Origin of the sequence: Actinomadura sp. 3N508 (assembly GCF_044326375.1) — a bacterium.
GTDB lineage: Bacteria > Actinomycetota > Actinomycetes > Streptosporangiales > Streptosporangiaceae > Spirillospora.
In genome coordinates this window covers 162,201-185,535 of record NZ_JBIRAX010000004.1, presented here as the reverse complement: position 1 = coordinate 185,535, position 23,335 = coordinate 162,201, and the positions used below count along the sequence as shown (strand labels likewise).

Annotated in this window: 19 protein-coding genes; 6 read left to right on the top strand and 13 right to left on the bottom strand. The window is 74.3% G+C overall.

The features are described 5' to 3' along the window. Positions 1-4 precede the first annotated feature (4 nt). Together ACH34S_RS16325 and ACH34S_RS16320 are read right to left on the bottom strand one after the other, a co-directional pair. Positions 5-766, bottom strand: coding sequence for an Asp/Glu racemase (locus ACH34S_RS16325; RefSeq protein ID WP_395953489.1), 762 nt, complete (start codon positions 764-766; stop codon positions 5-7). A gap of 16 nt (positions 767-782) precedes the next feature. Then, positions 783-1,265, bottom strand: a complete 483-nt coding sequence (locus ACH34S_RS16320) for a DUF3830 family protein (protein ID WP_395953969.1) — start codon at positions 1,263-1,265, stop codon at positions 783-785. Between the two features lie 291 nt (positions 1,266-1,556). Between ACH34S_RS16320 and ACH34S_RS16315 the strand changes: the two genes are divergently transcribed. Continuing rightward, a complete protein-coding gene (locus tag ACH34S_RS16315; protein ID WP_395953488.1) occupies positions 1,557-2,543 on the top strand; it encodes a D-2-hydroxyacid dehydrogenase in 987 nt (328 codons plus the stop codon). A 26-nt stretch (positions 2,544-2,569) separates the two neighbouring features. Further along, positions 2,570-3,967 (top strand): amidase, encoded by a 1,398-nt coding sequence (locus ACH34S_RS16310; RefSeq protein ID WP_395953487.1) that lies wholly within the window; start codon positions 2,570-2,572, stop codon positions 3,965-3,967. Between the two features lie 10 nt (positions 3,968-3,977). Here ACH34S_RS16310 and ACH34S_RS16305 read toward each other — a convergent pair whose 3' ends face one another. Genes ACH34S_RS16305 through ACH34S_RS16285 form a run of 5 tightly spaced genes read right to left on the bottom strand, consistent with a single transcriptional unit; the run spans position 3,978 to position 8,735 of the window. Then, positions 3,978-4,643 (bottom strand): DUF1707 domain-containing protein, encoded by a 666-nt coding sequence (locus ACH34S_RS16305; RefSeq protein ID WP_395953486.1) that lies wholly within the window; start codon positions 4,641-4,643, stop codon positions 3,978-3,980. Positions 4,644-4,696: 53 nt separating this feature from the next. Then, positions 4,697-6,052: a dihydroorotase family protein gene (locus ACH34S_RS16300; RefSeq protein WP_395953485.1), complete on the bottom strand. Its 1,356-nt coding sequence runs from the start codon at positions 6,050-6,052 to the stop codon at positions 4,697-4,699. A gap of 10 nt (positions 6,053-6,062) precedes the next feature. Beyond that, entirely contained in the window at positions 6,063-7,157 is a 1,095-nt protein-coding gene (locus ACH34S_RS16295) for a mandelate racemase/muconate lactonizing enzyme family protein (protein WP_395953484.1), read from the bottom strand. Continuing rightward, a complete protein-coding gene (locus tag ACH34S_RS16290; RefSeq protein ID WP_395953483.1) occupies positions 7,154-7,768 on the bottom strand; it encodes an SRPBCC family protein in 615 nt (204 codons plus the stop codon). Before ACH34S_RS16290 ends, ACH34S_RS16295 begins: the two co-directional genes overlap by 4 nt. A 1-nt stretch (position 7,769) precedes the next feature. Further along, a complete protein-coding gene (locus ACH34S_RS16285) occupies positions 7,770-8,735 on the bottom strand; it encodes an MBL fold metallo-hydrolase (RefSeq protein ID WP_395953482.1) in 966 nt (321 codons plus the stop codon). 144 nt (positions 8,736-8,879) lie between these two features. On the opposite strand from ACH34S_RS16285, the gene ACH34S_RS16280 reads away from it, so the two are divergent. The 4 genes from ACH34S_RS16280 to ACH34S_RS16265 all read left to right on the top strand — a co-directional run bounded on the left by ACH34S_RS16280 (position 8,880) and on the right by ACH34S_RS16265 (position 13,562). Continuing rightward, positions 8,880-9,890: an asparaginase gene (locus ACH34S_RS16280; RefSeq protein ID WP_395953481.1), complete on the top strand. Its 1,011-nt coding sequence runs from the start codon at positions 8,880-8,882 to the stop codon at positions 9,888-9,890. Positions 9,891-9,961: 71 nt separating this feature from the next. Next, entirely contained in the window at positions 9,962-10,456 is a 495-nt protein-coding gene (locus tag ACH34S_RS16275; protein WP_395953480.1) for a (2Fe-2S)-binding protein, read from the top strand. Beyond that, positions 10,453-11,334, top strand: coding sequence for an FAD binding domain-containing protein (locus ACH34S_RS16270; protein ID WP_395953479.1), 882 nt, complete (start codon positions 10,453-10,455; stop codon positions 11,332-11,334). Before ACH34S_RS16275 ends, ACH34S_RS16270 begins: the two co-directional genes overlap by 4 nt. Then, on the top strand, positions 11,331-13,562 hold the full coding sequence (locus ACH34S_RS16265) for a xanthine dehydrogenase family protein molybdopterin-binding subunit (RefSeq protein WP_395953478.1): 2,232 nt from the start codon (positions 11,331-11,333) through the stop codon (positions 13,560-13,562). Before ACH34S_RS16270 ends, ACH34S_RS16265 begins: the two co-directional genes overlap by 4 nt. Before the next feature lie 31 nt (positions 13,563-13,593). Here ACH34S_RS16265 and ACH34S_RS16260 read toward each other — a convergent pair whose 3' ends face one another. The 6 genes from ACH34S_RS16260 to ACH34S_RS16235 all read right to left on the bottom strand — a co-directional run bounded on the left by ACH34S_RS16260 (position 13,594) and on the right by ACH34S_RS16235 (position 23,333). Continuing rightward, positions 13,594-14,202, bottom strand: coding sequence for a PadR family transcriptional regulator (locus ACH34S_RS16260; protein ID WP_395953477.1), 609 nt, complete (start codon positions 14,200-14,202; stop codon positions 13,594-13,596). Positions 14,203-14,283: 81 nt separating this feature from the next. Beyond that, positions 14,284-16,575 carry an FdhF/YdeP family oxidoreductase gene (locus ACH34S_RS16255; protein ID WP_395953476.1) on the bottom strand — a complete coding sequence of 764 codons (2,292 nt, stop codon included), beginning with the start codon at positions 16,573-16,575 and terminating at the stop codon, positions 14,284-14,286. 54 nt (positions 16,576-16,629) lie between these two features. After that, entirely contained in the window at positions 16,630-17,718 is a 1,089-nt protein-coding gene (locus ACH34S_RS16250; RefSeq protein ID WP_395953475.1) for a S1C family serine protease, read from the bottom strand. Positions 17,719-17,839: 121 nt separating this feature from the next. Further along, entirely contained in the window at positions 17,840-19,102 is a 1,263-nt protein-coding gene (locus tag ACH34S_RS16245; RefSeq protein WP_395953474.1) for a multidrug effflux MFS transporter, read from the bottom strand. Between the two features lie 252 nt (positions 19,103-19,354). After that, positions 19,355-21,070, bottom strand: a complete 1,716-nt coding sequence (locus ACH34S_RS16240; RefSeq protein ID WP_395953473.1) for a hypothetical protein — start codon at positions 21,068-21,070, stop codon at positions 19,355-19,357. 4 nt (positions 21,071-21,074) lie between these two features. Beyond that, positions 21,075-23,333, bottom strand: a complete 2,259-nt coding sequence (locus ACH34S_RS16235; RefSeq protein WP_395953472.1) for a hypothetical protein — start codon at positions 23,331-23,333, stop codon at positions 21,075-21,077. Between the last annotated feature and the right edge of the window lie 2 nt (positions 23,334-23,335).

Here is a 23,335-nt window from a genome sequence, read left to right as displayed (position 1 = left end):
GCGGTCAGGCCGCCGTGGACGGCGCCAGCTGTACCAGCGACTGCCCGGGACCGGCCGCGGAGCGGCCCATCGCGCGCAGCGCCGTGCACATCGTGACCTGGTTGGCGGTGAGGACCGGCTTGCCGATCATCTGTTCCAGCGGCGCGATGATGTCGTAGGTCGGCACGTTCGTGCAGCTGATGTAGACGGCCTCCGCCTCCGGCCCGTCGACCGACGAGACGGCCGAGACGATCTCGCCGTAGCCGACCTTCCAGATGTGGCTGAGCAGCCCCATCCCGACCGACGACACGACCTCGATGCCGTACTCGTTCAGGAACGACACCAGCCGCTCGGTGACCGCGTCGATGTAGGGGGTGACGACCGCGATCCGGTTGACGTTGAGCAGCGCCAGCGACTCCACCAGCGCGCCGGACGTCGTCGTCGAGACCGGCGCCCCCGCCGACAGCATCGACTGGTTCAGCTGGATCTCGCCCGCCTTGCCGCGGATGAAGCTGCCCGAGGCGCAGGCGTAGGCGACGGCGAGCGGCTCGGGCGCCAGCACGTCCCGGGTGGCCTGCCGGACGATCGACTGGTCCGACAGCGCGGAGGCCATCTCGACCGTCACCGGCACCGGTACGTACGGCAGCCGGGTCATGTACAGCGACACGTCGTCGGGCGTCCACCGCCAGAGCTCGCGGTCGAGGGCGAAGTCGAACGGCGCGACCACGCCGATGCCGTGCTGGGCGAGCAGCTCGGGGCCGACGACCAGCGTGGGGTCGAATGTCATCTGCGCGGCCACCGCTCTAAGAGTCCGCACGGCTGTAGACCAGGCGTTCGCCGGCTCCGCCGGAGCGCCAGACGTCGTTGCACGCCTCGGCCATCCGGTCGAGGCCGTCGACGATCGTCGCGTACACGTTGCCGGGGACCCAGCCCACGTCCCCGTTCAGCAGCAGGTTGTTGCGCCCGTAGAAGATCGCGAGGTCGATGACGCCGGGCAGCGCGTGGATGCCCTTCTCCTCCTTGAACCGCCGGTCGAGCATGCCGCCGGCGAACGAGAAGTAGACGACGTCGCCCGGGATGGGGGTGACCGTGGGGTTCTCCAGGCCGACCTCCTCCTCGGCGAACCGCTCGATCATCGTGTAGACCTCGTTGCGGGCGTACTTGGCGTGGTAGGCGTCGCCACCGAGGGGCAGGGCTCGCCAGACGGCCTCACAGGTCCGCGGCGCGTCCTTCTCCAGCAGTTCCGCGACGCACGAGACGCCGCGGCGCTCCAGTGTGATGGTCATGAGCTTGGGCATGCTGGACCTCCCCGTGCACAGGGGTGGGCGAAGGCGTCGCCACCCGAAAGGACTCTCCGTGTTTGGCTCCCTGGGGAGCTGTTAGAGCGCTCTGGGATCCGTCCTGGCCTTGCATGGGCAGCGGTTGCGACGGTCTTGCAGCACACGTCTCAGTGCGGTGACCAGGGCCGAGGTGCACCGTGCTGATTGTTGACAATCCTACGAACGCTTCCTAGCGTGTCAATGCCTCCCCGAGATGCCTTCGTGTAAAACACCGCACAGAGCCTGGAAGTGGCGCCGATGGAGCATGTTCCGCCCGCACCCGGCGGGCCGCCCGACGTGGTGGTGCTGACGGGGGACGTGATGCCGCCCGGCATGGCCGAGGTGGAGCGGCTCGCGCGCGTCCGGTACGTGCGCGAGCCGGAGCTCGCCGAGGCCCTTCCCGGCGCGGACGTCTTCTTCATGTGGGACTTCCTCTCCGACGCCGTCGCCGGCGCCTGGCCTTCAAGCGGCGGTCCGGGCTGGGTGCACATCGCGAGCGCCGGGGTCGAGCGCCTGATGTTCCCCGGCCTGATCGAGGGCGACGCCGTGGTCACCAACTCGCGCGGGGTCTTCGACGAGCCGATCGCGGAGTACGTCCTCGGGCTGGTGCTCACGTTCGCCAAGGACCTGCACACGACCGTCCGGCTGCAGGGGGAGCGGCGCTGGCGGCACCGCGAGACCGAGGGGATCACCGGCGCCCGCGCGCTGGTCGCGGGCACCGGACCGATCGGCCGCGCGATCGGCCGCCGGCTGTCCGCCGCGGGCCTGGCGGTCTCCGGGCTCGGCCGCACCGCCCGCGACGCCGATCCCGACCTCGGCACCGTCCACCCGATGGAGCGGATGGACGAGGCGCTCGCCGCCGCCGACTACGTCGTGCTGGCCGCGCCGCTCACACCGCAGACCCGCGGCATGATCGACGCCGCGGCGCTGGACCGGATGCGGCCGTCCGCGCGGCTGATCAACGTGGGCCGCGGCGCGCTGGTGGCGGAGGCCGACCTGGTCAAGGCGCTGCGCGACGGCCGCATCGCGGGCGCGGCGCTCGACGTGTTCGAGGACGAGCCGCTCCCGGAGTCGTCGCCCCTGTGGGCCATGCCCAACGTGATCGTCTCGCCGCACATGTCGGGCGACGTCGTCGGCTGGCGCGACGAGCTGGTCCGGCTGTTCGCCGACAACCTCGGCCGCCACGTGGCGGGCCGCCCGCTGCGCAACGTCGTGGACAAGCGGCTCGGCTACGTCGGGTCCTGAACCGGGTCTGACCAGAGGGGGATGCCATGACCGACGCGGCCGACCTGACCGCGACCGAACTGATCGAGGCGTACGAGGCCGGGACGCTCTCGCCGGTCGAGGCCGCCGAGGCCGTCCTCGCCCGGATCGAGCGGGACGACCCGAAGATCAACGCGTTCTGCCTCGTCGACGCGGAGACCACCCTCGCCATGGCCCGCGACGCCGCCGACCGGCGCCGGCGCGGCGCCACGCTCGGCCCGCTGGACGGCGTGCCCGTCTCGATCAAGGACATCCTGCTCACCCGCGGCTGGCCGACGCTGCGCGGCTCCGCGACCGCCGACCCGTCCGGCCCCTGGGACGAGGATTCCCCGGCCGTCGCCCGGCTGCGCGAGCAGGGCGCGGTGTTCGTCGGGAAGACGACCACGCCCGAGTTCGCGTGGAAGGGCGTGACCGACAACCCCGTCGACGGCGTCACCCGCAACCCGTGGGACACCTCCCGCACGCCCGGGGGGTCGTCCGGCGGCGCGGCGGCGGCGGTCGCGGCGGGCATGGCGCCGCTCGCGCTCGGCACCGACGGCGGCGGCTCGGTCCGCATCCCCGCCGCGTTCACCGGCACCTTCACGATCAAGCCGACCTACGGCCGCATCCCGCACTACCCGGCGAGCGCGTTCGGGACGCTCGCGCACACCGGCCCGATGACCAACACGGTCGCGGACGCGGCGCTGCTGCTCGACGCGGTCTCCGCCGCCGACGGCCGCGACTGGTCGGCGCTGCCCCCGCCGGACGTCGTGTTCAGCGAGGCCGGTCCCGACGACCTGACCGGCCTGCGCGTCGCGTTCAGCCCCGACCTCGGGTTCGCGAAGGTCGATCCGGAGATCGCGGCGTCCGTCGCGGCCGCCGCCGAGGTGTTCACCGAGCTGGGCGCGAAGGTCGAGCAGGCAGATCCGGGCTTCACCGACCCGGTCGAGGAGTTCGAGGTGCTGTGGTTCGCGGGCGCCGCCAAGGTGGTCGAGAAGCTGTCGCCCGAGGCCCGCGCGAAGCTCGATCCGGGGCTGCGGGAGATCTGCGAGCAGGGCGCGCGGTACTCGGCCGTCGAATACCTCACCGCCACGGCCCGCCGCATGGACCTGGGCCAACGCATGGGCCTGTTCCACGAGCGGTACGACCTGCTGCTCACCCCGACGATGCCGATCGCCGCGTTCGAGGCGGGCGTCGAGGTCCCGGCGGGGTCGGCCTCGCGCCGCTGGACGAGCTGGACCCCGTTCACCTACCCGTTCAACATGACCCAGCAGCCCGCGGCGAGCCTGCCGTGCGGCTTCACCTCCGCGGGCCTGCCCATCGGGCTCCAGGTCGTCGGCGCGCGGCACGCCGACGCGCTGGTCATGGCCGCGTGCGCCGCCTACGAGCGGGCGCGCCCGTGGAAGCGGTTCAATCGAGCGGGGTGACCGCGCGCTCCTAGTCGTCCTCGGGGCGGTTCAGTTCCTTCTCGCGCCGCTTCTGCCTGCTGGACTTGCGGCGCTTCACGCCGACGCCGCCCCAGAACGCGAACCCCTTGACGACGACCGTCGGCGAGCCCGGCGCGCCGGGGCCGCTGGCCCGGTTGTCGAACCCGCCCATGATCCCGAGGCCCTTGACGTGGACGGTGATGTCGTCCGGCACGATGACCTCGCAGCCGCCCATGATCGCCAGGGCGCGGATCGTCGTGACCGGCTCATTGAACCGCGCCTCGCGCAGGTCGATCTTGCCGCCGCCCCAGAACGCGAACGCGCGGAACCTGCGGGGCACGTTCCACACGCCGGTCCGGTTGAACCCGCTCATGATGCCGATCCCGGTCTTCCAGGACGGCGCGCTCTCCAGCGGGCGCCAGTCCGCGGCCGTCCCCGTGGGCAGCGGGGCGGGCGCCGCCGCTCCGGGCGCGGGCAGGTCGCGGGTGATCGGCTCCAGATCCGCGTACGTCTTGGCCGCGTACACCGCGTCCAGGCGCTCGTCCAGCTCCGCCAGGGTCAGCCGCCCGTCACCGGCCGCGTCGCGCAGCACCTGCGCGACCCGCTCGCGGTCCGCATCACCGGCGCGCATCTCCGGCGGGCCGGGGGTTCCGGCGGGTTCGGGGAGGTTCGTCATGCCGGAAGCCTAGCCCGGAGCGCCGCGCCGCGCCGCAGAGCGCGCGCCGCGCCTCATCCGGGCCGCAGGCCGGGGCCGGGAAGGAAGCGCCCGGTGCGGGCGTCGGCGGGCTCCCCGTCCTCGGCGACGAGCTCGCCGCGCAGGTAGGTCTGGACCACCCGGCCGGTGAAGGCGCGACCGTCGTAGGGCGTCCAGCCGGCCTTGGAGTGGACGCCGGTGTCGCGGACCGTCCATGTCCGCGACGGGTCCACGAGCACGAGGTCGGCGTCCGAGCCCGGCGCCACGCGGCCCTTACGCGGCCACAGCCCGTACAGCCGGGCCGGGACCTCCGCGTAGAGGCGCGCCACGTCCTCGTAGGAGATGAGCTGGCGTGCGGCGGCGTCGAGGAGCGCGGGCATCGTCGTGTCCAGGCCCGGCAGCCCGAAGTGGACGTCCCAGATCCCGCCGGACGTCTTCTGCTCCCGCGTCGACGGCGCGTGGTCGGACGAGACGTGCGTGAGCGTCCCGTCGCGCAGCAGCCGCCACATCTCCTCCTCGTCGGCGTCGCAGTGGGCGCGGGCGGGCGGCGTGAACTTGCGGAACGGGCCGTGCTCCAGGACCTCGTCCTCGCGGAGCAGCAGGTACTGCGGGCAGGTCTCGGCGAACAGCCGGGCGCCGCCCGCGCGCTCCCGCGCGAGGTACGCGGCGACCTCCGGATGGCTGACGTGGGCGACGGCCGCGCGCGCCCCCGCCTTGCGGACGAGCACGCCCGCGACCAGCGCGGCGACGACCTCCGCCGCGCGCTCGCGCCACTGCGGGACGATCCCGCCGTCGTCGCGGCCCTCCGCGCGCAGCACCTCCCCGGCGGACTCGGTCAGCGACTCGTCCTCGCAGTGCAGCAGGCTGACCGCGCCCGTCTCGGCGGCCGTGCGCAGATGCCGCCGCAGCGCGGCGGCGTCGTGCCCCGGCACGCCGTGCGTGGTGCACGTGAAGACCTTGAAGAAGGCGGCGCCCGCCTCCCACAGTGGCCGGACCTCCCGCTCGGCGCCCGGCCAGGCGTGCGCCGCGAGCGCGAAGTCGACGTTGGCGCGGCCGGCCAGATGGGCGGTCTTCGCCGCGAGGTCACCGGCGGTCCGGACCGGCCCGCCGTGCGCGTGCTCGATGATCGTCGTCGTCCCGGCGGCGGCCGCGGCGCGGGTGCCGTGCGGGAAGTCCTCCCGGTCGGTGGCGCCGGGGTCCATGAGGTGGACGTGGGTGTCGACGCCGCCGGGCAGCACGAGGAGCCCGGAGGCGTCCACCCGCCGCCGCGCCGTCAGGCCGCCGCCGCTGAGGCCGGTGACGCGGCCGCCGCGGACGGCGACGTCGGCGCGGCGGCGTCCCGTGGCGGTGACGACGGTGCCGCCGGAGATCACGAGGTCGAGGTAGGCCACGGGGCGTCCCTCAGATCCGGTACTTCGCGACGGCGGGCTCCGACAGCCGGATCCCGAACCCCGGCTCGCCGGACAGCTCGATGTGCCCGTCGCGCACGGTGATCGGCTCCTCCATGATCGGCTGCCACCAGGGCTGGTACTCCTGCCACACCGCGTTCGGCGCGGCGCAGGCGAGGTGCGCCGAGTGCTCCATGAACAGGTGCGGCGTGACGGGCAGCCCGAACGCCTCGCAGACGTGCGCTGCCTTCATCCACTCGGTGACGCCGCCCATGCGCATCAGGTCGGGCATGACGTAGTCGGCCGCCCTGGCGCGGGCGAGCGTCAGCAGCTCGTCCTTGAAGTAGTTGGACTCGCCCGTGCACAGCGGCATGGGCGTCCCCGCGGCGGCGGCCGTGTAGTCGTCCACCCGGCCGTGGGGGATGGGCTCCTCCAGCCAGAAGACGTCGTGCTCGGCGAACAGCCGGGCCATGTGGAGCGTCCGCTTGAGGTCCCACGCCTGGTTGGCGTCCACCATCAGCTTCACGTCCGGGCCGACGGCCTCGCGCACGACCTGGACGCGCAGGACGTCCTCGTAGGGGTCGGGGAGCCCGGCCCGCATCTTGACCGCGCGGAAGCCCTGGTCGACCAGGTCGCGGGCCTCCGCCGCCAGCTCGTCGACCGTCCGGTCGAGCCACAGGCCCTGGCTGGCGTAGGTCTCGATCCTGGTGCGGAACCCGCCGAGGAGCCGGTGCACGGGCAGGCCGGCGGCCTGGCCCGCGACGTCCCAGCAGGCGGTGTCCAGCGCGGACATCGCGAGGGCGGCGACGCCGCTGCGGCCGATGAACCCGGACGCGCCCGCCATCCACCCCCAGTGCGCCTCGCGGGCGAGGGCGTCCTCGCCCACCAGCGTCTCGCCGAGGTCCTCGATGAACTGGACGAGGGACGCGACCCGTCCCTGCCCGAACGCGAAGCTCCACGCGACGCCCTCGTGCCCGTCCCGCGTCCGCACCCGCACCAGCGCCGTGTCGATCGCGGGGATCGGGAAGGCCGCGGTGACGAGCGGCCGGTCGAGCGGGATGGACAGGAAGTCCGTCCGCACTTCGGTGACGGTCGTTCCGGAGGTCATGGGGTGCTCCTCTCCTCGGCGGTGCGGCGGCGGAACGGGCGCGCGAGCGCCGCGAGGACGCGCCGCAGCAGCGACCCGCCCGCGAGCCCGAGCACGTCGATCGAGTCGCCGGCCCGCGCCCGCTCCACGGGCTCGGGGCGTTCGGGGGTCTCGGAGATCTCGGGCGTCTCGGCGGCGAGTTGTGCGGCCAGCGCGTCCGCGAACTGGCCGATGATCTTGTCGCCGACGTCGGCGATGACGCCGCGGCCGAGCTGCGCTGGCTTCCCGGTGATGTCGAGGTCGGTGAGCACCTCGACCCGGGTCGCCCCCTCCCCGGCGGCGAGACGCATGGTGACCGTGGCGGCGGCGGTGCCCGCGCCGCGCGCGTCCTTGCCCCTGGCGGTGAGCGTCGCCGTATGGGACGCGGGGTCGCGGGACGTGAACTCGGCGCGCCCCTTGTAGGTGAGGGTGACCGGCCCGACCTTGGCCTTGACGCGGCCGGTGAAGACGTCGCCGTCCACCGATTCGAGCGTCGCGCCGGGCATGCAGGGCGCGACCCGCTCGACGTCGAGCAGGACGGCCCACGCCTCCTCCACCGGGACGGGCACGGTGAAGGTGTTCTCGATCCGCATGTCAGTTCACCTGGCCTATGGCGGACGTCCCCGCGAGCCAGCGGTAGGTGAGCAGGACGTTCAGCCGGTGGTTGGACCGGACGAGCGCGGCGAACCGGTCCGCCTCCGCGGGGCCCGCGCCGGGGACGACGTCCGCCAGCGGCAGCGGGTCGTCCAGCGCGACCTCGTCGAGCGCCTTCTCCACGCTCGCGCCCGCGTCGCGCAGCCGCGCGACCGAGGACGCCACATGGTGCAGGTAGTGCAGGTGCCAGCTGATGCCGGGCTCGGCGGCGGCGAGCGGCCCGTGCCCGGGAACGAGCGTGTCCACCCGGATCGCGGCCTTCAGCGCCTGGATCGAGCGGGCGTAGCCGACCGGGTCGCCCGCCAGCAGCATCGGCGGGATGCCGTGGTGGCGCAGGAAGTTGCCGACCCACGCCACCTTCGCGTCCGGGACGTGCACGACGGTGTCGCCCGATCCGTTGCCGGGCCCGAAGTGCCACAGGTGGACGACGCGCCCGCCGAGGTCGATCTCGCAGAACCGGTCGAACACGATGTCCGGCTGCCGCCAGGTGACGACGTCGTCCAGGCCGTCGTCGCCGTACATGCTGCTGAGCCGCAGCTCCTTCTCGTGCTCCAGCGAGATCGACGCCATGGACGCCTTGTTCAGCCGCGAAGAGACCAGCGTGACGTCGTCGCCGAACGCGGAGTTCCCGAACGTGTGGTCGCCGTGGAAGGTGGTGTTGGCCAGGTACCGGACGGGCTTGCCGGTGAGCTCCGCGACGACCTCCTGGAGGTAGCGGCCGACGCCCGGGGTGATGCCGGAGTCGATCACCATCGCGGCGTCGTCGCCGACGATGAGCCCGTTGTTGTCCTTGGGGATCCGGTTGGCCATCAGCGCGTACACGCCGCCGGCCAGTTCCACCGGGTTCAGCCGGAGCCCGCGCGGGCTGAGGTTCGGCGGGACGAAGTCCTCCTGTCGTTCGCTCATCTCGTGGATCACGGGCAACGGCCAGCAGACCACCTTCGCCTCCCATTCATGTACGTCTTTATGTATCTTGATACCTAAAAGCTAACCAGGTGCCCCGGGGCCGTCAAGGGGCGGCCCGGACGCGGCCCGCAGGAGGTGCCCGCCATGACGCCCGTCAGGACGAGAAGCAGGGTCCATGTGCTCGCGCTGGGCGGCACGATCGCGATGACCGGGCGGGAGCCGGGGCGGGGCGTCCGGCCGGAGCTCGACGCCCGCGCGCTGGTGGCCGGGGTCCCCGCGCTCGCGTCCGTCGCCGACATCGGCTTCGACGCCGTGCGCCCCGTGCCGGGGGCGGAGTTGCGGCTCGGCGACATCACGGCGGTCGCCGCGCGGGCGGGGGAACTGCTCGACGGCCGGGACGGCGTGGACGGCGTGGTCGTCACCCAGGGCACCGACACGCTCGAAGAGACCGCGTTCGCCCTCGACCTGCTGTGCGGTTCGGACCGCCCCGTCGTGGTGACCGGCGCGATGCGCAACCCGGACATGCCGGGCGCGGACGGTCCGGCGAACCTGCTGGCCGCGGTGCGGGTCGCCGCGAGCGGGGCCGCCGCCGGCGCCGGGACCGTCGTGGTGCTGAACGACGAGATCCACGCGGCGCGGTTCGTGCGCAAGGGCCACACCTCGCGGCCGTCGGCGTTCGGCGGCGCGGGGGCCGGGCCGATCGGCTGGGTCGCCGAGGAACGTGTCCGGATGCCGCTGCGTCCCGCGCGGCGGGTGCGGGTCGTCGCGCCGCCGGTCGCGGAGCCGCCGCCGGTCGCGCTCGTCACGGCCGCGCTCGGGGACGACGGCCGCCTCCTGTCCCGCCTCCCCGAGCTCGGCTACGCGGGGGCCGTGATCGCCGCGTTCGGCGCGGGTCACCTGCCGCACCGGATGGCCGACGAGGCGGCCCGGCTCGCGGGGTCGATGCCGGTCGTCCTCGCGTCCCGGACGGGCGCCGGAGAGGGGTTCCGCGACACCTACGCCTTCCCCGGCTCCGAGAGCGACCTGCTGGGACGGGGTCTGATCGGCGCGGGCGCGCTCGACCCGGCCAAGGCGCGCGTGCTGCTGTCGCTCGCCCTCGCCGCCGGCTGGGACGCCCGCCGGATCTCGGACGCGATCGAGCGCCTGTCCGCCTGAGGGGATTGCGGCGGCCCCGGCACTTAGGTAATTTGATACATAAATCGAGACATAAAGGGGAGGCGGGCGACGTGGGGCGATGGACGGCCGAGGACGACACGGTGGCGTGCGCGCTGGACGTCAACGGCCGCGCGGAGGCGGTCCGCGTCCCGCCGCGGCGGACCCTGGCCGACGCGCTGCGCGACCACGGGCTCACCGGCACGCGCCTCGGCTGCGAGCACGGCGTCTGCGGGGCCTGCACGGTGCTGATGGACGGCCGTCCCGTCCGGTCGTGCCTGGCGCTGGCGGTCCAGGCGGAGGGCTCGCGCATCGAGACGATCGAGGGCGGCGCGCCCGAGCTGGCGGCGCTGCGGCGCGCGTTCGACGCGGGCGGCGCGCTCCAGTGCGGGTTCTGCACGCCCGGGTTCCTGATGCTCGCGGCCGGGCTGCTGCGCGACGAGCCGGACGCGTCCCCCGAGCGGGTCCGCGAGGTGATCAGCTCCAACCTGTGCCGCTGCACCGGCGGCGTGCCGATCCTGAACGCCGTCCTCGCCGCGCAGCGGGAGCTGGCCGGGAGCGCGCGGTGAAGCCGCCGCCGTTCGCCTACGCGCGGGCCGCGACCCTCGACGAGGCGCTCACGCTGGTCACCGAGGCCGGGGACGAGGCCAAGCTCCTCGCGGGCGGGCAGAGCCTGCTGCCGCTGCTGTCCTACCGGCTCGCCAGGCCGACCCACCTCGTCGACATCGGCCGCCTGCCCGGCCTGGACGGCATCGACCGGTCCGGCGGCGGCCTCGCGATCGGCGGCCTCGCCCGGCACACCGCCGTGGAACGCTCCGCCGAGCTGGCCGGGCCGTGGCGCGCGATCCGCGAGGCCGCCTCCCTGATCGGGCACCTGCCGATCAGGGAGCGCGGGACGTTCGGCGGCAGCCTCGCGCACGCCGACCCGTCCGCCGAGCTGCCCGTCGTCGCCGTCGCGCTCGACGCGGAGTTCGTGCTGCGGTCGGCGGCCGGGACACGGAACGTCCCGGCGGCGGAGTTCTTCACGGGCCCCTTCATGACGGTCATCGACCCGGCGGAGGTGCTCGTGCGGGCCGAGTTCCCCGTGCCGCCGCCGGGGCTGCGCAGCGCGTTCGAGGAGTTCACCGCCCGCTCCGGCGACTTCGCGCTCGTCTCCGCTGCGGTCGCGCTCGCGCCGGGGGAGGACGGCACCGCGCGGCACGTCCGGATCGCGCTCGGGTCCGTCGGGCCCGTCCCGGTCCGGGCGCGGGAGGCGGAGGCGGCGCTGGACGGCGCGGCGCTCACCCCGGACGCCGCCGCGGCGGCCGCGCGGATCGCGGCCACCGAGGCCGACCCGGGCGAGGACGCCTTCGCCGGGGCGGCGTTCCGCCGCGACCTCGTCGCGGTGCTGGTCGAACGGGCGCTGACCCGGCTCATCGACGCAACGGACGAGGGAGGCAGGCCATGACCGGCATCATCGGCGGCGACGTGCGGCGGGACGCCAACGCCGCGCTCCTCGCGGGCACCGCCCGCTACGTGGCCGACCTGCGCCGCGACGGCGAGGTCCACGCCCGCGTCGTGCGCAGCCCGGTCGCGCACGCGCGGATCGCCTCGATCGACGTGACCGAGGCCGCGGCGCATCCGGGGGTGGTGGCGGTGCTCACCGCCGCCGACCTGCCGGACGTCCGCATCCCGATCCGGCTGCCGATGTTCGAGACGCCGGAGGCGAACCGGTTCCTGCAGCCGCCGCTCGCGCGCGGCGTCGTCCGGTACGTGGGCGAGCCGATCGCCGTCGTCGTCGCGGCCGACCCCTACGTCGCCGAGGACGCGGCCGAGCTCGTCGACGTCGACCTGGACGAGCTGCCCCCGGTCACCGCCCTGGCGGACGCGGCGGACGCGGAGCCCGTCCACCCCGGGGTGGGCACGAACGTCGTCAACACCGTCCCGCTCCGCCACGGCGACGTGGACGCCGCGTTCGCCGCCGCAGACGTCGTCGTACGGGAGCGGTTCCGGATGCACCGGCACACCGCCGTCCCGATGGAGACCCGCGGGCTCCTCGCGGAGGTCGACGAGGTCACCGGGCGGCTCACGCTGTGGGGCGGCGCCAAGGTCAAGCACTCGGTGCGGCAGGCGCTCGCCGGGATGCTCGGCATGCCCGCCGACCGGATCCGGGTCGCGGAGGTGAACGTCGGCGGCGGCTTCGGCGTGCGCGGCGAGACCTACCCGGAGGACTTCCTGGTCGCGTTCCTCGCGCTGCGGCTGCGCCGCCCGGTGAAGTGGGTCGAGGACCGCGCCGAGCACTTCGTCGCCACCAACCACGCCCGCGAGCAGGAGCACGAGCTGGAGATCGCGGCCACCGCCGACGGGCGGCTGCTCGCCTTCCGGGACCGGGCCGTCGCCGACCACGGCGCCTACGTCCGCTCCCAGGGCATCCTGCCGGAGCTGCTGCCCGCACAGCAGATCGCGGGCCCGTACCGCTGGGCGGCGTTCTCCGTGGAGTCGACCGGCGTCATCACGAACCGGACACCGGTCGGTACCTACCGCGGGCCCGGCATGACCGAGGTGACGTTCGCCCGCGAGCGCTTGCTCGACATGCTGGCCGCGCGCCTCGGCGCCGACCCGGCCGAGCTGCGGCGGCGCAACCTGATCACGGCCGACGCGATGCCGTTCACGTTCGCGATGGCCGAGGGCTCGGCCGTGCCCGCCATCACCTACGAGAGCGGCGACTACCCGTCGGCCCTGGACGAGCTGCTCGACGCCGCCGGATACGACGACCTCAAGCGCGAGACCGCCCGGCGCCGCGCCGCGGGCGAATGCGTCGGCGTCGGCCTCGCCGCGTACATCGAGATCGGCGCGATCGGGCCGTTCGAGGAGGCGCGCGTCGTCCCGGACGCGGGCGGCGGGTTCACCGTCCACATCGGGTCCAGCTCGCTCGGGCAGGGCGTCGAGACGGTGATCGCGCAGATCGTCGCGGACGTCCTGCGCGTCCCCGTCCGGGACGTCACGGTCGACGTCTCCGGCACCGACGAGATCCCCATGGGCTTCGGCGCGTTCGCGAGCCGCTCCACCCCGGTCGCGGGGAACGCCGTCCTGCTCGCCGCGCGCGACCTGCGTGCCAGGGCCGCCGAGGCGCTCGGCGCGGACCCCGGCGACGTCGAGTTCGCGGCGGGCTCCGTCCGCGCGGCCGGGGCCTTGCTGCCGGTCGGGAAGCTGGGGGAGGGGCGCGGCCGGTTCGACAAGCCCCGCCCGACGTTCTCGTTCGGGGGCGCGCTGTCGCTCGTCGGCGTGGACCGTCCGACCGGCCGCGTCCGCGTGCTGCGCCACATCGTGATGCACGACGTGGGACGGGCCGTCAATCCGGCCCTGGTCCGCGGGCAGCTCGCGGGCGCCGCGTCGCAGGGGATAGGCGGCGCGCTGCTGGAGGAGCTCCTCTATGACGCGCAGGGGCAGCCGCTGTCCACGACCTTCGGCGACTACCGGATGCCGACCGCGGCGGAGCTGCCCGAGATCGAGACCGTGGTGGTCGAGCACCGGCCGCCCGCGTCCAACCCGCTGGGCGCGAAGGGCGCGGGGGAGGCGGGGATGGTCGCCACGCCCGCCGCGATCGCCAACGCGGTCGCCGACGCGCTCGGCCCGGACGCGCCGGTCACCCGGCTCCCGCTCACCCCCGACCGCGTCCGCGCGCTCCTGCGCTGACGCGACCGGCGTGCGGCGGCCCCGGGGGCGCTCAGCGCTCGCCGCGCAGCGGGACGCCCTTGCCCTCCAGCTCGTCCAGCAGGGCGAGGCCCTCCTCCGCCCACGCGATCTCGGCCCGCGCCTTGAGGACCTCGCCCCGGAAGGCGAGCATGCGGAACGCGACGATCGCCTCGTGCTCCTCCTCCGGCCGCTGCTCCAGCCGGCGGCGCAGCAGCGACACCCGGCGCGCGTCCAGGTCGGACAGCATCTGCTCCCGGTCCCGGAGCGCGCGGGTGAAGTGGCGCAGGTGCTCCTGGAGCTGGTGGCGTGCCGCCTCGTAGGTGGCCTGCTCGAAGTGCGCCGCCTTCAGCCGGTACGGGTCGCGCTCGGACTGGTACGGGATGGGCTCCCGCTCCCACCGCTGCAGCTCGGCGACGCCCGCCTCGTTGATCGAGTAGACGCGCTTCTCGGCGCGCTCGCCCCGCGGCACGACCTCGACGTCCACCAGGCCGTCGCGCTCCATCCGGCGCAGCTCCGGATAGATCTGGCTGTGCGGCGCGCTCCACACGTACGCGACGCTGCCGTCGAAGTACTTGACCAGCTCGTACCCCGTCATGGGCTGGGCGGTGAGCGTGGCGAGCAGCGCGTGGCGCAGTGACATCGACGTCCCCATTGGTCCACCGGGCAGTGATCCATAACAGTATCAAGAGACATACCCGTGGACCGGTGGCCGGCCGGGCGGTCAGCCCGCCGGTTCCAGCCGGACGACGACCGACTTGGACGTCGGGGTGTTGCTGATCTCGGCGGTGCTGTCGAGCGGGACGAGCACGTTCGTCTCCGGGAAGTACGCCGCCGCGCAGCCCCGCGCCGTCGGGTACGACACGACGCGGAACGACGGCGCCCGCCGCTCGACCGTGCCTGCGGAAGGGTCCGCCCACTCCGACACCAGATCGACCATCGCCCCGTCGTCCAGGCCCAGGGCGGCCAGGTCGGACGGGTTGACGAACACGACGCGGCGCCCGGCCTTGATGCCGCGGTAGCGGTCGTCCAGGCCGTAGATCGTGGTGTTGTACTGGTCGTGGCTCCGGACGGTCTGCAGCAGCAGCCGCCCCTCCGGGACCCGCAGCACCTCCAGCTCGTTGACCGTCAGGTTGGCCTTGCCCGTCGCGGTCGGGAACCTGCGCTCGTCGCGCGGCGCATGCGGGAGCGTGAACCCGCCGGACTCCCGGACGCGCGCGTTGTAGCGCTCGAAGCCGGGCACGACCCGCGAGACGTGGTCGCGGACGACGTCGTAGTCGCGCTCCATCGCGTCCCAGCCGATGCCCGAATCGGGCAGCACTGCGCTCGCGAGGCGGCACACGATCGACACCTCCGACAGCAGCTGCGGCGACGCCGGAGCCAGCCGTCCCCGGGACGCGTGCACCATGCCCATCGAGTCCTCGACGGAGACGAACTGCGGCCCGGACTGCTGGACGTCGCGCTCGGTGCGGCCCAGCGTCGGCAGGATCAGCGCGACCTCGCCCGCCACCGCGTGCGAGCGGTTGAGCTTGGTGGACACCTGCGCCGTCAGCCGGCAGCTCCGCAACGCCGCCTCGGTGACGGCGGAGTCGGGCGTCGCGCGGACGAAGTTGCCGCCCATCCCGAGGAACACCTTCGCGCGGCCGTCGTGCATGGCGCGGATCGCGTCCACGGTGTCGAGGCCGTGCTCGCGCGGCGGCTCGAACCCGAACTCGGCGGCGAGCGCGTCCAGGAACTCCGGCTTCGGCTTCTCCCAGATGCCCATCGTCCGGTCGCCCTGGACGTTGGAGTGGCCGCGCACCGGGCAGACGCCCGCGCCTGGACGGCCGATGTTGCCGCGCAGCAGCAGGAAGTTGACGATCTCGCGGATCGTCGGGACCGAGTTGCGATGCTGGGTGAGCCCCATCGCCCAGCAGACGATGATCTTCTTCGCGCCGAGCACGTCGTCGAACGCCGCCGCGATCTCCTCGCGCGTGAGACCGGTGGCCTCCAGGACGTCGTCCCAGTCCAGGCCGAGGACGTGCTTCTCGAACGCCTCGAACCCGTGGGCGTGCGCGTCGAGGAACTCGCGGTCGACGGCACCGGGCGCGTCCGATTCGAGGAGCATCCGGTTCAGGGCCTGGAACAGCGCCAGGTCGCCGTTCAGCCGGATCTGCAGGAACCGGTCGGCGAGCGCCGTGCCCTTCCCGGCGATCCCGGACGCGCGCTGCGGGTTCTTGAACCGCATCAGCCCCGCCTCGGGCAGCGGGTTCACCGCGACGATCCGCGCGCCCGCCTTCTTGGCCCGTTCCAAGGCGGACAGCATCCGCGGATGGTTCGTGCCCGGGTTCTGCCCGACGACGAAAATGAGATCCGCCTGGTAGAGGTCGTCCAGCAGCACCGAGCCCTTCCCGATGCCGATCGTCTCGCTCAGCGCCGACCCGGACGACTCGTGGCACATGTTGCTGCAGTCAGGGAGGTTGTTCGTTCCGAACGCGCGAACGAACAGCTGGTAGGCGAACGCGGCCTCGTTGCTCGTCCGGCCGGAGGTGTAGAAGACGGCCTCGTCGGGCGAGCCGAGCGCGGTCAGCTCGGTGGCCAGCAGCCGGAAAGCCTCGTCCCACGACACCGGCTCGTAGTGCTCGGACCCGGCGCGCTTCAGCATCGGCTCGGTCAGCCGCCCCTGCTGCCCGAGCCAGTGGTCGGACCGCTCCGCCAGCTCCGCCACGCTGTGCCGGGCGAAGAACTCCCGCGTGATCCGCCGCGTCGTCGCCTCCTCCGCGACGGCCTTCGCGCCGTTCTCGCAGAACTCGGCGACATGCCGGTGGTCGCCCTCGGGCCACGCGCAGCCCGGGCAGTCGAACCCCTGCTTCTGGTTGACGCGCAGCAGCGTCAGCGCGGTGCGCCGCACGCCCATCTGGTCGTAGGACTGGCGCAGCGCGGCCGTGACCCCCGGCACGCCCGCCGCCCACTCCTTCGGCGGCGAGACGCCGAGACCCGCGTCATCGAAATCGTCGGCGGGCGCCTTGCGGCTCATCGCACTCATCCTCCTGCTCGGCTGCAACACCCCACTTTCGCACGGACCCGAACGTTATTGGGGCGGGCCCTCCGCCAGGCGGATCGTCGCGGACGTCAGCGCGCCCTGCGGCGTCGTCCATTCCATGTGGACGACGTCGCCGGGACGGTGCGCGAGAACCAGCGCGGTCAGCGCGCCGGACGAGTCGACGGGCCGGCCGCCGAGGCTGACGATCGCGGCCCCGACCGGAACCCCGGCGGCCTCGGCGGGCGCGCCCGGCACGACCTCCGCGACGAGCGCGCCGCGAGTCCCGCCGTTGGAGCGGACCTTCACGCCGAGCATCGCCGTCGGCCCGATGTGCACGGTGCCCGACGCCTCGCCGCGCCGGATCTGCCCCGCGACCTCCAGGGCCCGGTCGGACGGGATGGCGTACCCGCGGTGGTCCTTCCTCGGCTGGGACCCGTCCATCGTGAGCTCGGCCGACGCGGCGGTGTTGATCCCGATGACCTTTCCGGCGGTGTTCAGCAGCGGCCCGCCCGAGTCGCCCGGCTTGATCGGGGCGCTGGTCTCGATCAGCCCGCTCAGCCGCTCGGACGTGCCGTTGGTGTCGTCCCGCGCGGTGACGGCCTGCTCCAGCGCGGTGACGTTGCCGGTGACGACCGTCGGCGCCCCGCCCTTGCCGCCCGCGTTCCCGACCGCGGTGACCGTGTCGCCGACCGCCACGTCGGCCGCGGACGCGAACACGGCGGCCTTGAGCCGGGACGCGCCGGTCAGCCGGATCACCGCGATGTCGCCCGCGCGGTCGTACCCGACGACCTGCGCCTTGTAGGCGCGGCGGTTGTCGGTGTCGGTGCCCTTGATCTCGGTGGCGCCCTGGATCACGTGGTTGTTGGTCAGGACGAACCCGGACGGGTCGAGCACGATGCCCGTCCCGGCGGCGCGGGTGCCGTTCAGCGACTGCTCGGTCTCGATGTTGACGACCCCGGGCCGCCGCCCGCTGGGCTTGGCCTGCTTGGTCGCCGCGGTCTCGGTGGCGGGCGGCGGGACGTCCCCGGCCCCCTCGCCCTCCAGCGCCCGGCACCCCGGGACCAGCAGGGACAGCAGCATGACCAGGAGCATCGGGATCGCGGTACGGGCGCCGCGCCGCACGGTGTCCTCGCTCACCTCGGCCCTGCCTTTCTGGGGGGCGACCCCCAGGCCCCCGGGTGGTCGGCCGAAGATCCTCGCTTCGCTGCGGTCTTCGGCCGCTACGGCTTTCCCCCAATAATCTCCCGATTCCTGGGGATTAGTCGGAGACGGCCGTGGCGGGAGCGGCCACGGGGTCGGGGGACGGGCGGGTGACGGTCGCGGTGACGGCCGCCGCCAGCAGCCCCAGCGCCGCGATCGACACGGCCATCGGGACGGCGGTGTCCGGCCCGGCGAGCCCGGCCAGCGGCGCGGCGGCCCCGCCCAGCGCGAACTGCGTGACGCCGAGCAGCGCGGACGCGCTCCCCGCCACCTGCGGCGCGCGTCCCGACAGGGCCAGCGCGGTCGCGTTCGGCCCGATGAGGCCCTCCCCGCACGCGAGCAGGAACAGCCCCGCCAGCACCCCGTACAGGCCCCCGCCGACGAGCACCGCCACGACCAGCACGATCCCGCCGGCGATGACGATGGCGAGCCCGGCGGCGAGCAGCCGCCGCAGCGCGACCCGCCCGGCGAGCATGCCGCTGATCTGCCCGGCGGCGACGATCCCGACCGAGTTCACGCCGAACACGAGGCTGAAGGCCTGCGGCGACAGGTCGTAGACGTCCTGCAGCACGAACGACGACCCGGAGATGTAGGTGAACAGGGCCGCGAACGCCAGGCCGCTCGCCAGCCCGTACCCGACGAACGACCGGTCGGCCGCGAGCGTGCGGAACGTCGCCGCCGTGGCCCGCAGCCCGCCCGTCTCGCGCCGCCCCGGCGGCAGCGTCTCCTTGAGCCCGAGCAGCGAGCCGAGGAACAGCGCAACGCCGATCCCCGCGAGGACGGCGAACACGCCCGGCCACGGCACGAGCCGCAGCAGCTGCCCGCCGAAAACGGGCGCGAGGATCGGCGCCGCGCCGTTCACCAGCATCAGCAGCGCGAAGAACTTGGCGGCGGCGACGCCGTCGTACAGGTCCTGGACGATCGCGCGCGCGATCACGATCCCGGCCGCCCCGGCGGCGCCCTGCACCAGCCGCAGCGCGATGAGCGTCTCCACGGTCGGCGCGGCGGCGCACAGCAGCGACGCGACCACGTACGCGGCGAGCCCGATCAGCAGCGGCCTGCGCCGGCCGAACGCGTCGCTCAGCGGCCCCGCGACGACCTGCCCCACGGCGAGCCCGACGATGCACGCCGTCAGCGTGAGCTGCGTCTGCATCGCCTCGGTCGACAGGTCATCGGCGAGCGTGGGCAGGGCGGGCAGGTACATGTCGATCGACAGCGGCGCCAGCGCCGTCAGCGCCCCGAGCACCATGATCAGCCCGAGCCGCCGCTCACTGGGACGAACCGGCAAGGCCTCGGACGCCGAAGCGGCGGTCTGCGTCATGGATGTACTCCGTACGTGGGGGGCACTCCATGCAATTACATGACGTTCCGTTATCTTCCACGTCAGGAAGTGGCCTTAATCACACCATCTTGGACCGACCCTGAGCCGGGGTCACGGGTCGTGCGGCCGTAGGCGCCCAGCGCCGGAGGCCGCACGACCCGGCGGCCGGTGGGCCGTTTCGCGAGACGCGCCAGCGGCTCGGGAAGCGGTCCGCCGGCCGTGACGGGGGTTCCAGGGGGTCGCCCCCCTGGGCTAGAAGGGCAGGCGCTCGGCGGCTGCTACCACCGCGCCGGTCACCGTGCCGATCGTTAGGACGGAGAGGCCCGACAGGACCGCCCAGCGGCCGACCGTGTAGCCGACCGGGACGCGGGTGGAGTCGCGTCCGCGGACCGGCCAGGGGGCGCGGAGCGGGGCCGTGCCGGGCAGCTCGGGGGAGGTCTCGGCGGGCGGGTGGTCGCCGTTGGACGAGGCGGCCAGGCCCGTCACCCAGCCGAGCAGGTCCGCGACGTCCGCGGGCTCGGCCGCGAGGCCGGAGGCGAAGTAGCGCACCTGGCCCGCGACCTGGTCGAGCGTCCGGACGGTGTTGCCGAGCCCGACGCGTCCGAGCCATTCGCGCAGGTCGCCGTCCTCGGCGAGGCAGCGGCCGATCTCCGTGCGGGCCAGCAGGTCGGTCTTGGTCACGACGACCGCGACGCGCTTCTGATGCCCCTGGTCGGGCCGGGAGCGCAGCTCGTTCAGCACCCGCTGCAGGGTGTCGGCCGGATCCTCCTCCGACGACACGGCGGCCTCGTCGATGAACCGCCTCTCGTCACCGGTCAGGGCCCTGCGCAGCTGGGGGAGGGCGAACGGGTCGACCACGAACAGCAGCGCCTCGCTGTGGTCGAGGTAGCGCAGCGATTCGACCTCGGTCGCGCCCGTGTAGTGCTCACCGGCCGGGTCGAACAGGTAGAGGATGCGGCGGGCGCGTCCGGGCAGCTCGATGTCCACCATGGTGGCGAGGGGCAGCTCCGGGCCGGTCTTGGCGAGGCGCCCGCCGCGCTGGAACTCGTGGATCGCGCCCGCGTACGCCTGCGCGTGCCGCTGCTCCACGAACGCGAGCCGCCCGTGGACGGCGCGGACTCGTGAGTGCAGGGCCCGGATGCCGAGGACCATGAACGTCGTCTTCCCGGCCGCCGGTCCGCCGACGAACGGGAGCGGCTCGACGCGGACCCGCCCAATGCGTTCCGGCAGCCGCCCGCCGCAGTGCGGGCAGTACGCGGCGAGGCGGAACCGTCCGAGCGGGACGGTCGTCGGCAGCCGCGCCCCGCACCGGCACACGTGCCGGAACGCGCCCCCCGAGCCGGGCGTGAGATGCCGGTGCCGCGCGCCGCAGCCCGGGCACTCGTACTCCGGCAGGCCGATCCGCTCGTAGCAGAACGGGTGCGGGCAGGTCTGCAGGATCCGCCCGTACGCCATGAAAACCCGCTCCACCGCGGCGAGGACGAGCACGCATCCCAGCCAGACCGCGAGCCCGGCCGCGGCGACGACCCCGTACAGGACGGTCAGCGCGAGCACGAACCCGCACGCCGGGACGGCCGCCGCGACTATCCCCGCGCACAGCGCCAGCCAGATCGGGAAGACGAAGAACCCCCAGAACCCGCCGAGCAGGACCCGGGTCAGCCTGACGATGATGCCCCTGGCCGTCCGGTACACCTGCGGGACGACGGTCCGGCTGATCGTCCACCAGTCGCGCCACACCTGGCCGAGCAGGTAGTGGCGGTAGGAGACCTTCGGCTCGGCGACCGGTGAGGGCCCGTCGAGGGTGGACGGCGCGAGCGTCCGGCACGCGTGCAGGTAGTACAGGCCGAGCGCGGCGACCCCGGCGACGACGAGCGTCCCGGCGAACAGCACCGGGAACACGTACATGAACCCGAGCCACATCGCGGCGCCCCACACGACGATCAGCAGCAGCACGAGGATGGGATGCACGGGTTCACCTCCCTCTGCGGGCGGAGTCGTCCTCGGCGAGGAGGTCGCGCAGCGCGGTCCGGAGCCGGGGGCTGCGCGCGAGGTGGGAGTCGAGCTGCTTCGCGGCGAGCCAGCGCCCGGCGGCGGCTCGCGCCCACGCCTCCAGGGCCGGGTCGGAGCGCCCGCCCGCCTTCAGCCGCAGGACGACCTCGACCAGCTCGTTGCGCTGCTCGATCTCGGCGCCGCGCAGCGGGGCGCGCCCGGCGCGGGCGCGGGAGGGCAGCTCGGCGGTCCACTGCGCGCCGACCCGGGCGCGGGCGGTGCCGGACAGCTCGGCCAGCAGCTCGGCCCGGAACGCGGGCGGGCGCTGGGCGAGCCGCCGCGCGGCGCCGGCGAACGCCTCCCCGGCGAGCTGCGATGTCGCGCCGTCCGCGGCCGTGATGTCCGCCAGCGCCCGCGCGGCGCGCGCCGGGCCCGCGGTGATCGCCTTCCCGTACGCCTGGACGAGCGCCGCGTCGCGCCCGGACCGCCCGTCCGGCATCAGCTCCCGGACCCGTTCCGCGAGCCGCAGCGCCGCCGGTTCGGCGAGGCGCTCGCCGCCGGGGAACGCGAGCCTGGTGAACGTCCGGGACGGCAGCCCCGCCAGCGCGGGACGGTCCGCCATCGCCTTCCCGTGCGCGTCCAGCAGGGCGGCGCATTCGCCGGTGGACGGGGGCGTCTCCCAGACCTCGCGCAGCGCCGCGTCGATCTCCGGGTCGTCGTCGCCGATCCGGAGCAGCTCGCCGGTGACCGCGATCCTGCGTTCGGGGGTTCGCCGTCCGATGGACGCCAGGACCGCGCAGGCCACGGCGGGCGCGGTGCGCAGCCGCTCGGCGTGCTCGTAGAGGAGATCGCAGTTCGCGGGTGTGAGGGCCGCGGCCCGTTGCGGCTCGCCGGCGTCCGCCAGACCGGAGATCACACCGTCGAGGAGGGCGTCGCGGAGTGCGGTGGGGCAGCCGGTGAGCGCCTTGCCCAGGTCGGCGGCTCCGGCTCGCGCGCAGCGTGCGGCAGACGCCGTGACCTCGGTGGGATCCAGTGGCACCCCGGCGCGTTCGGCCACTCCGGCCGTCGCCACGACGGCGCGCAGGGACGACGCCTTCGCCAGCGCGTCCAGGGCCCTGTCCGTGACGCGGAGCGAGCACTGCCGCGCGACCTCGGCCGCGCCCGCCGCCCGCGCCCGCTCGTGGACGGCGAGCGCCAGGTCCAGCCCCATGGACGGCACGCCGGGCACCAGGTCGCGCCACACCCATTCGGGGATCGCGGAGCCGTGCCGCGACATCAGCTCCGCCGCCGCGGCCTCCTCGCCCGGTGTGACGGTCGCGTCCCCCCGGCACAGGGCCAGCAGCGCGGCGGCGCCCTCCTGCGCCGGGTCGTTCAGCGGGGCCAGCTCGCCGAGCGCGTCCAGGCCCCCGAAGTCGGAGTCGCGCCAGCAGGCGGCGACCGTCCGGGCGAACCGGCTGGCTCGCTTGCGGGCATCGCCGGGGACGCCGTCGCGGAGGTCGAACGCGGACGCGTGCGAGGCGTGGTGCTGCGCCGCCGCCCAGATCGCCGGGGTGGTGCCGACGAGGCGCTGGGCCGCGCCGTCGGGGTCGGCGGTGTAGGTGACGAAGGAGAGCCGCGCCGCCGCGTCGACCGGCAGCGAGTACGACACGACCGCGATCCAGCGCGCGATCAGCTCGACGTCGTCGGAGACCAGCACGACGCGTCCGTGGCCCCGGCCCAGGACGTCCGCGACGGCGTCGATCAGATGACCCAGCAGGGCGTACGGGTCGCCGGGGCCGGACGACGACGCCGCGAGCCATGCCGCGAGCGCTTCGGGGTCGAGCGCCGCGCCGGGAGTCAGGTCGTCCAGCCGGTCGAGGACGGTCTCCGGCGCGGGATCGTGCGTCCAGTGCGGGGCGTGCCACAGCTCGGCGGGACGCAGGCCCTCCAGCTCGTCCGGCTCCGCGACGACGGCATGCGCGAAGAAGTTGCCGTAGCGGCCCGAGTAGTCGCGGCCGAGATAGCGGCAGCGCAGCAGCAGCGGGCGCCCGTCCACCCGGTCGTACAGCAGCGACACGGGGAACCCGCCCAGCTCCGAGTCATCGGGCGACAGGGGCGCGTCGGGCGGCGGGCGGTACGACAGGTACGGCGTCACGCCCGCCCGCACCCCGTCCGGCAGGCCGGGCGTCTCCGCCACGAACTGGAACCCGGCGCGGCCGGTGGGCCCGCGCCGCGCGGAGGTGTAGTGCAACTGCCAGGCCACGC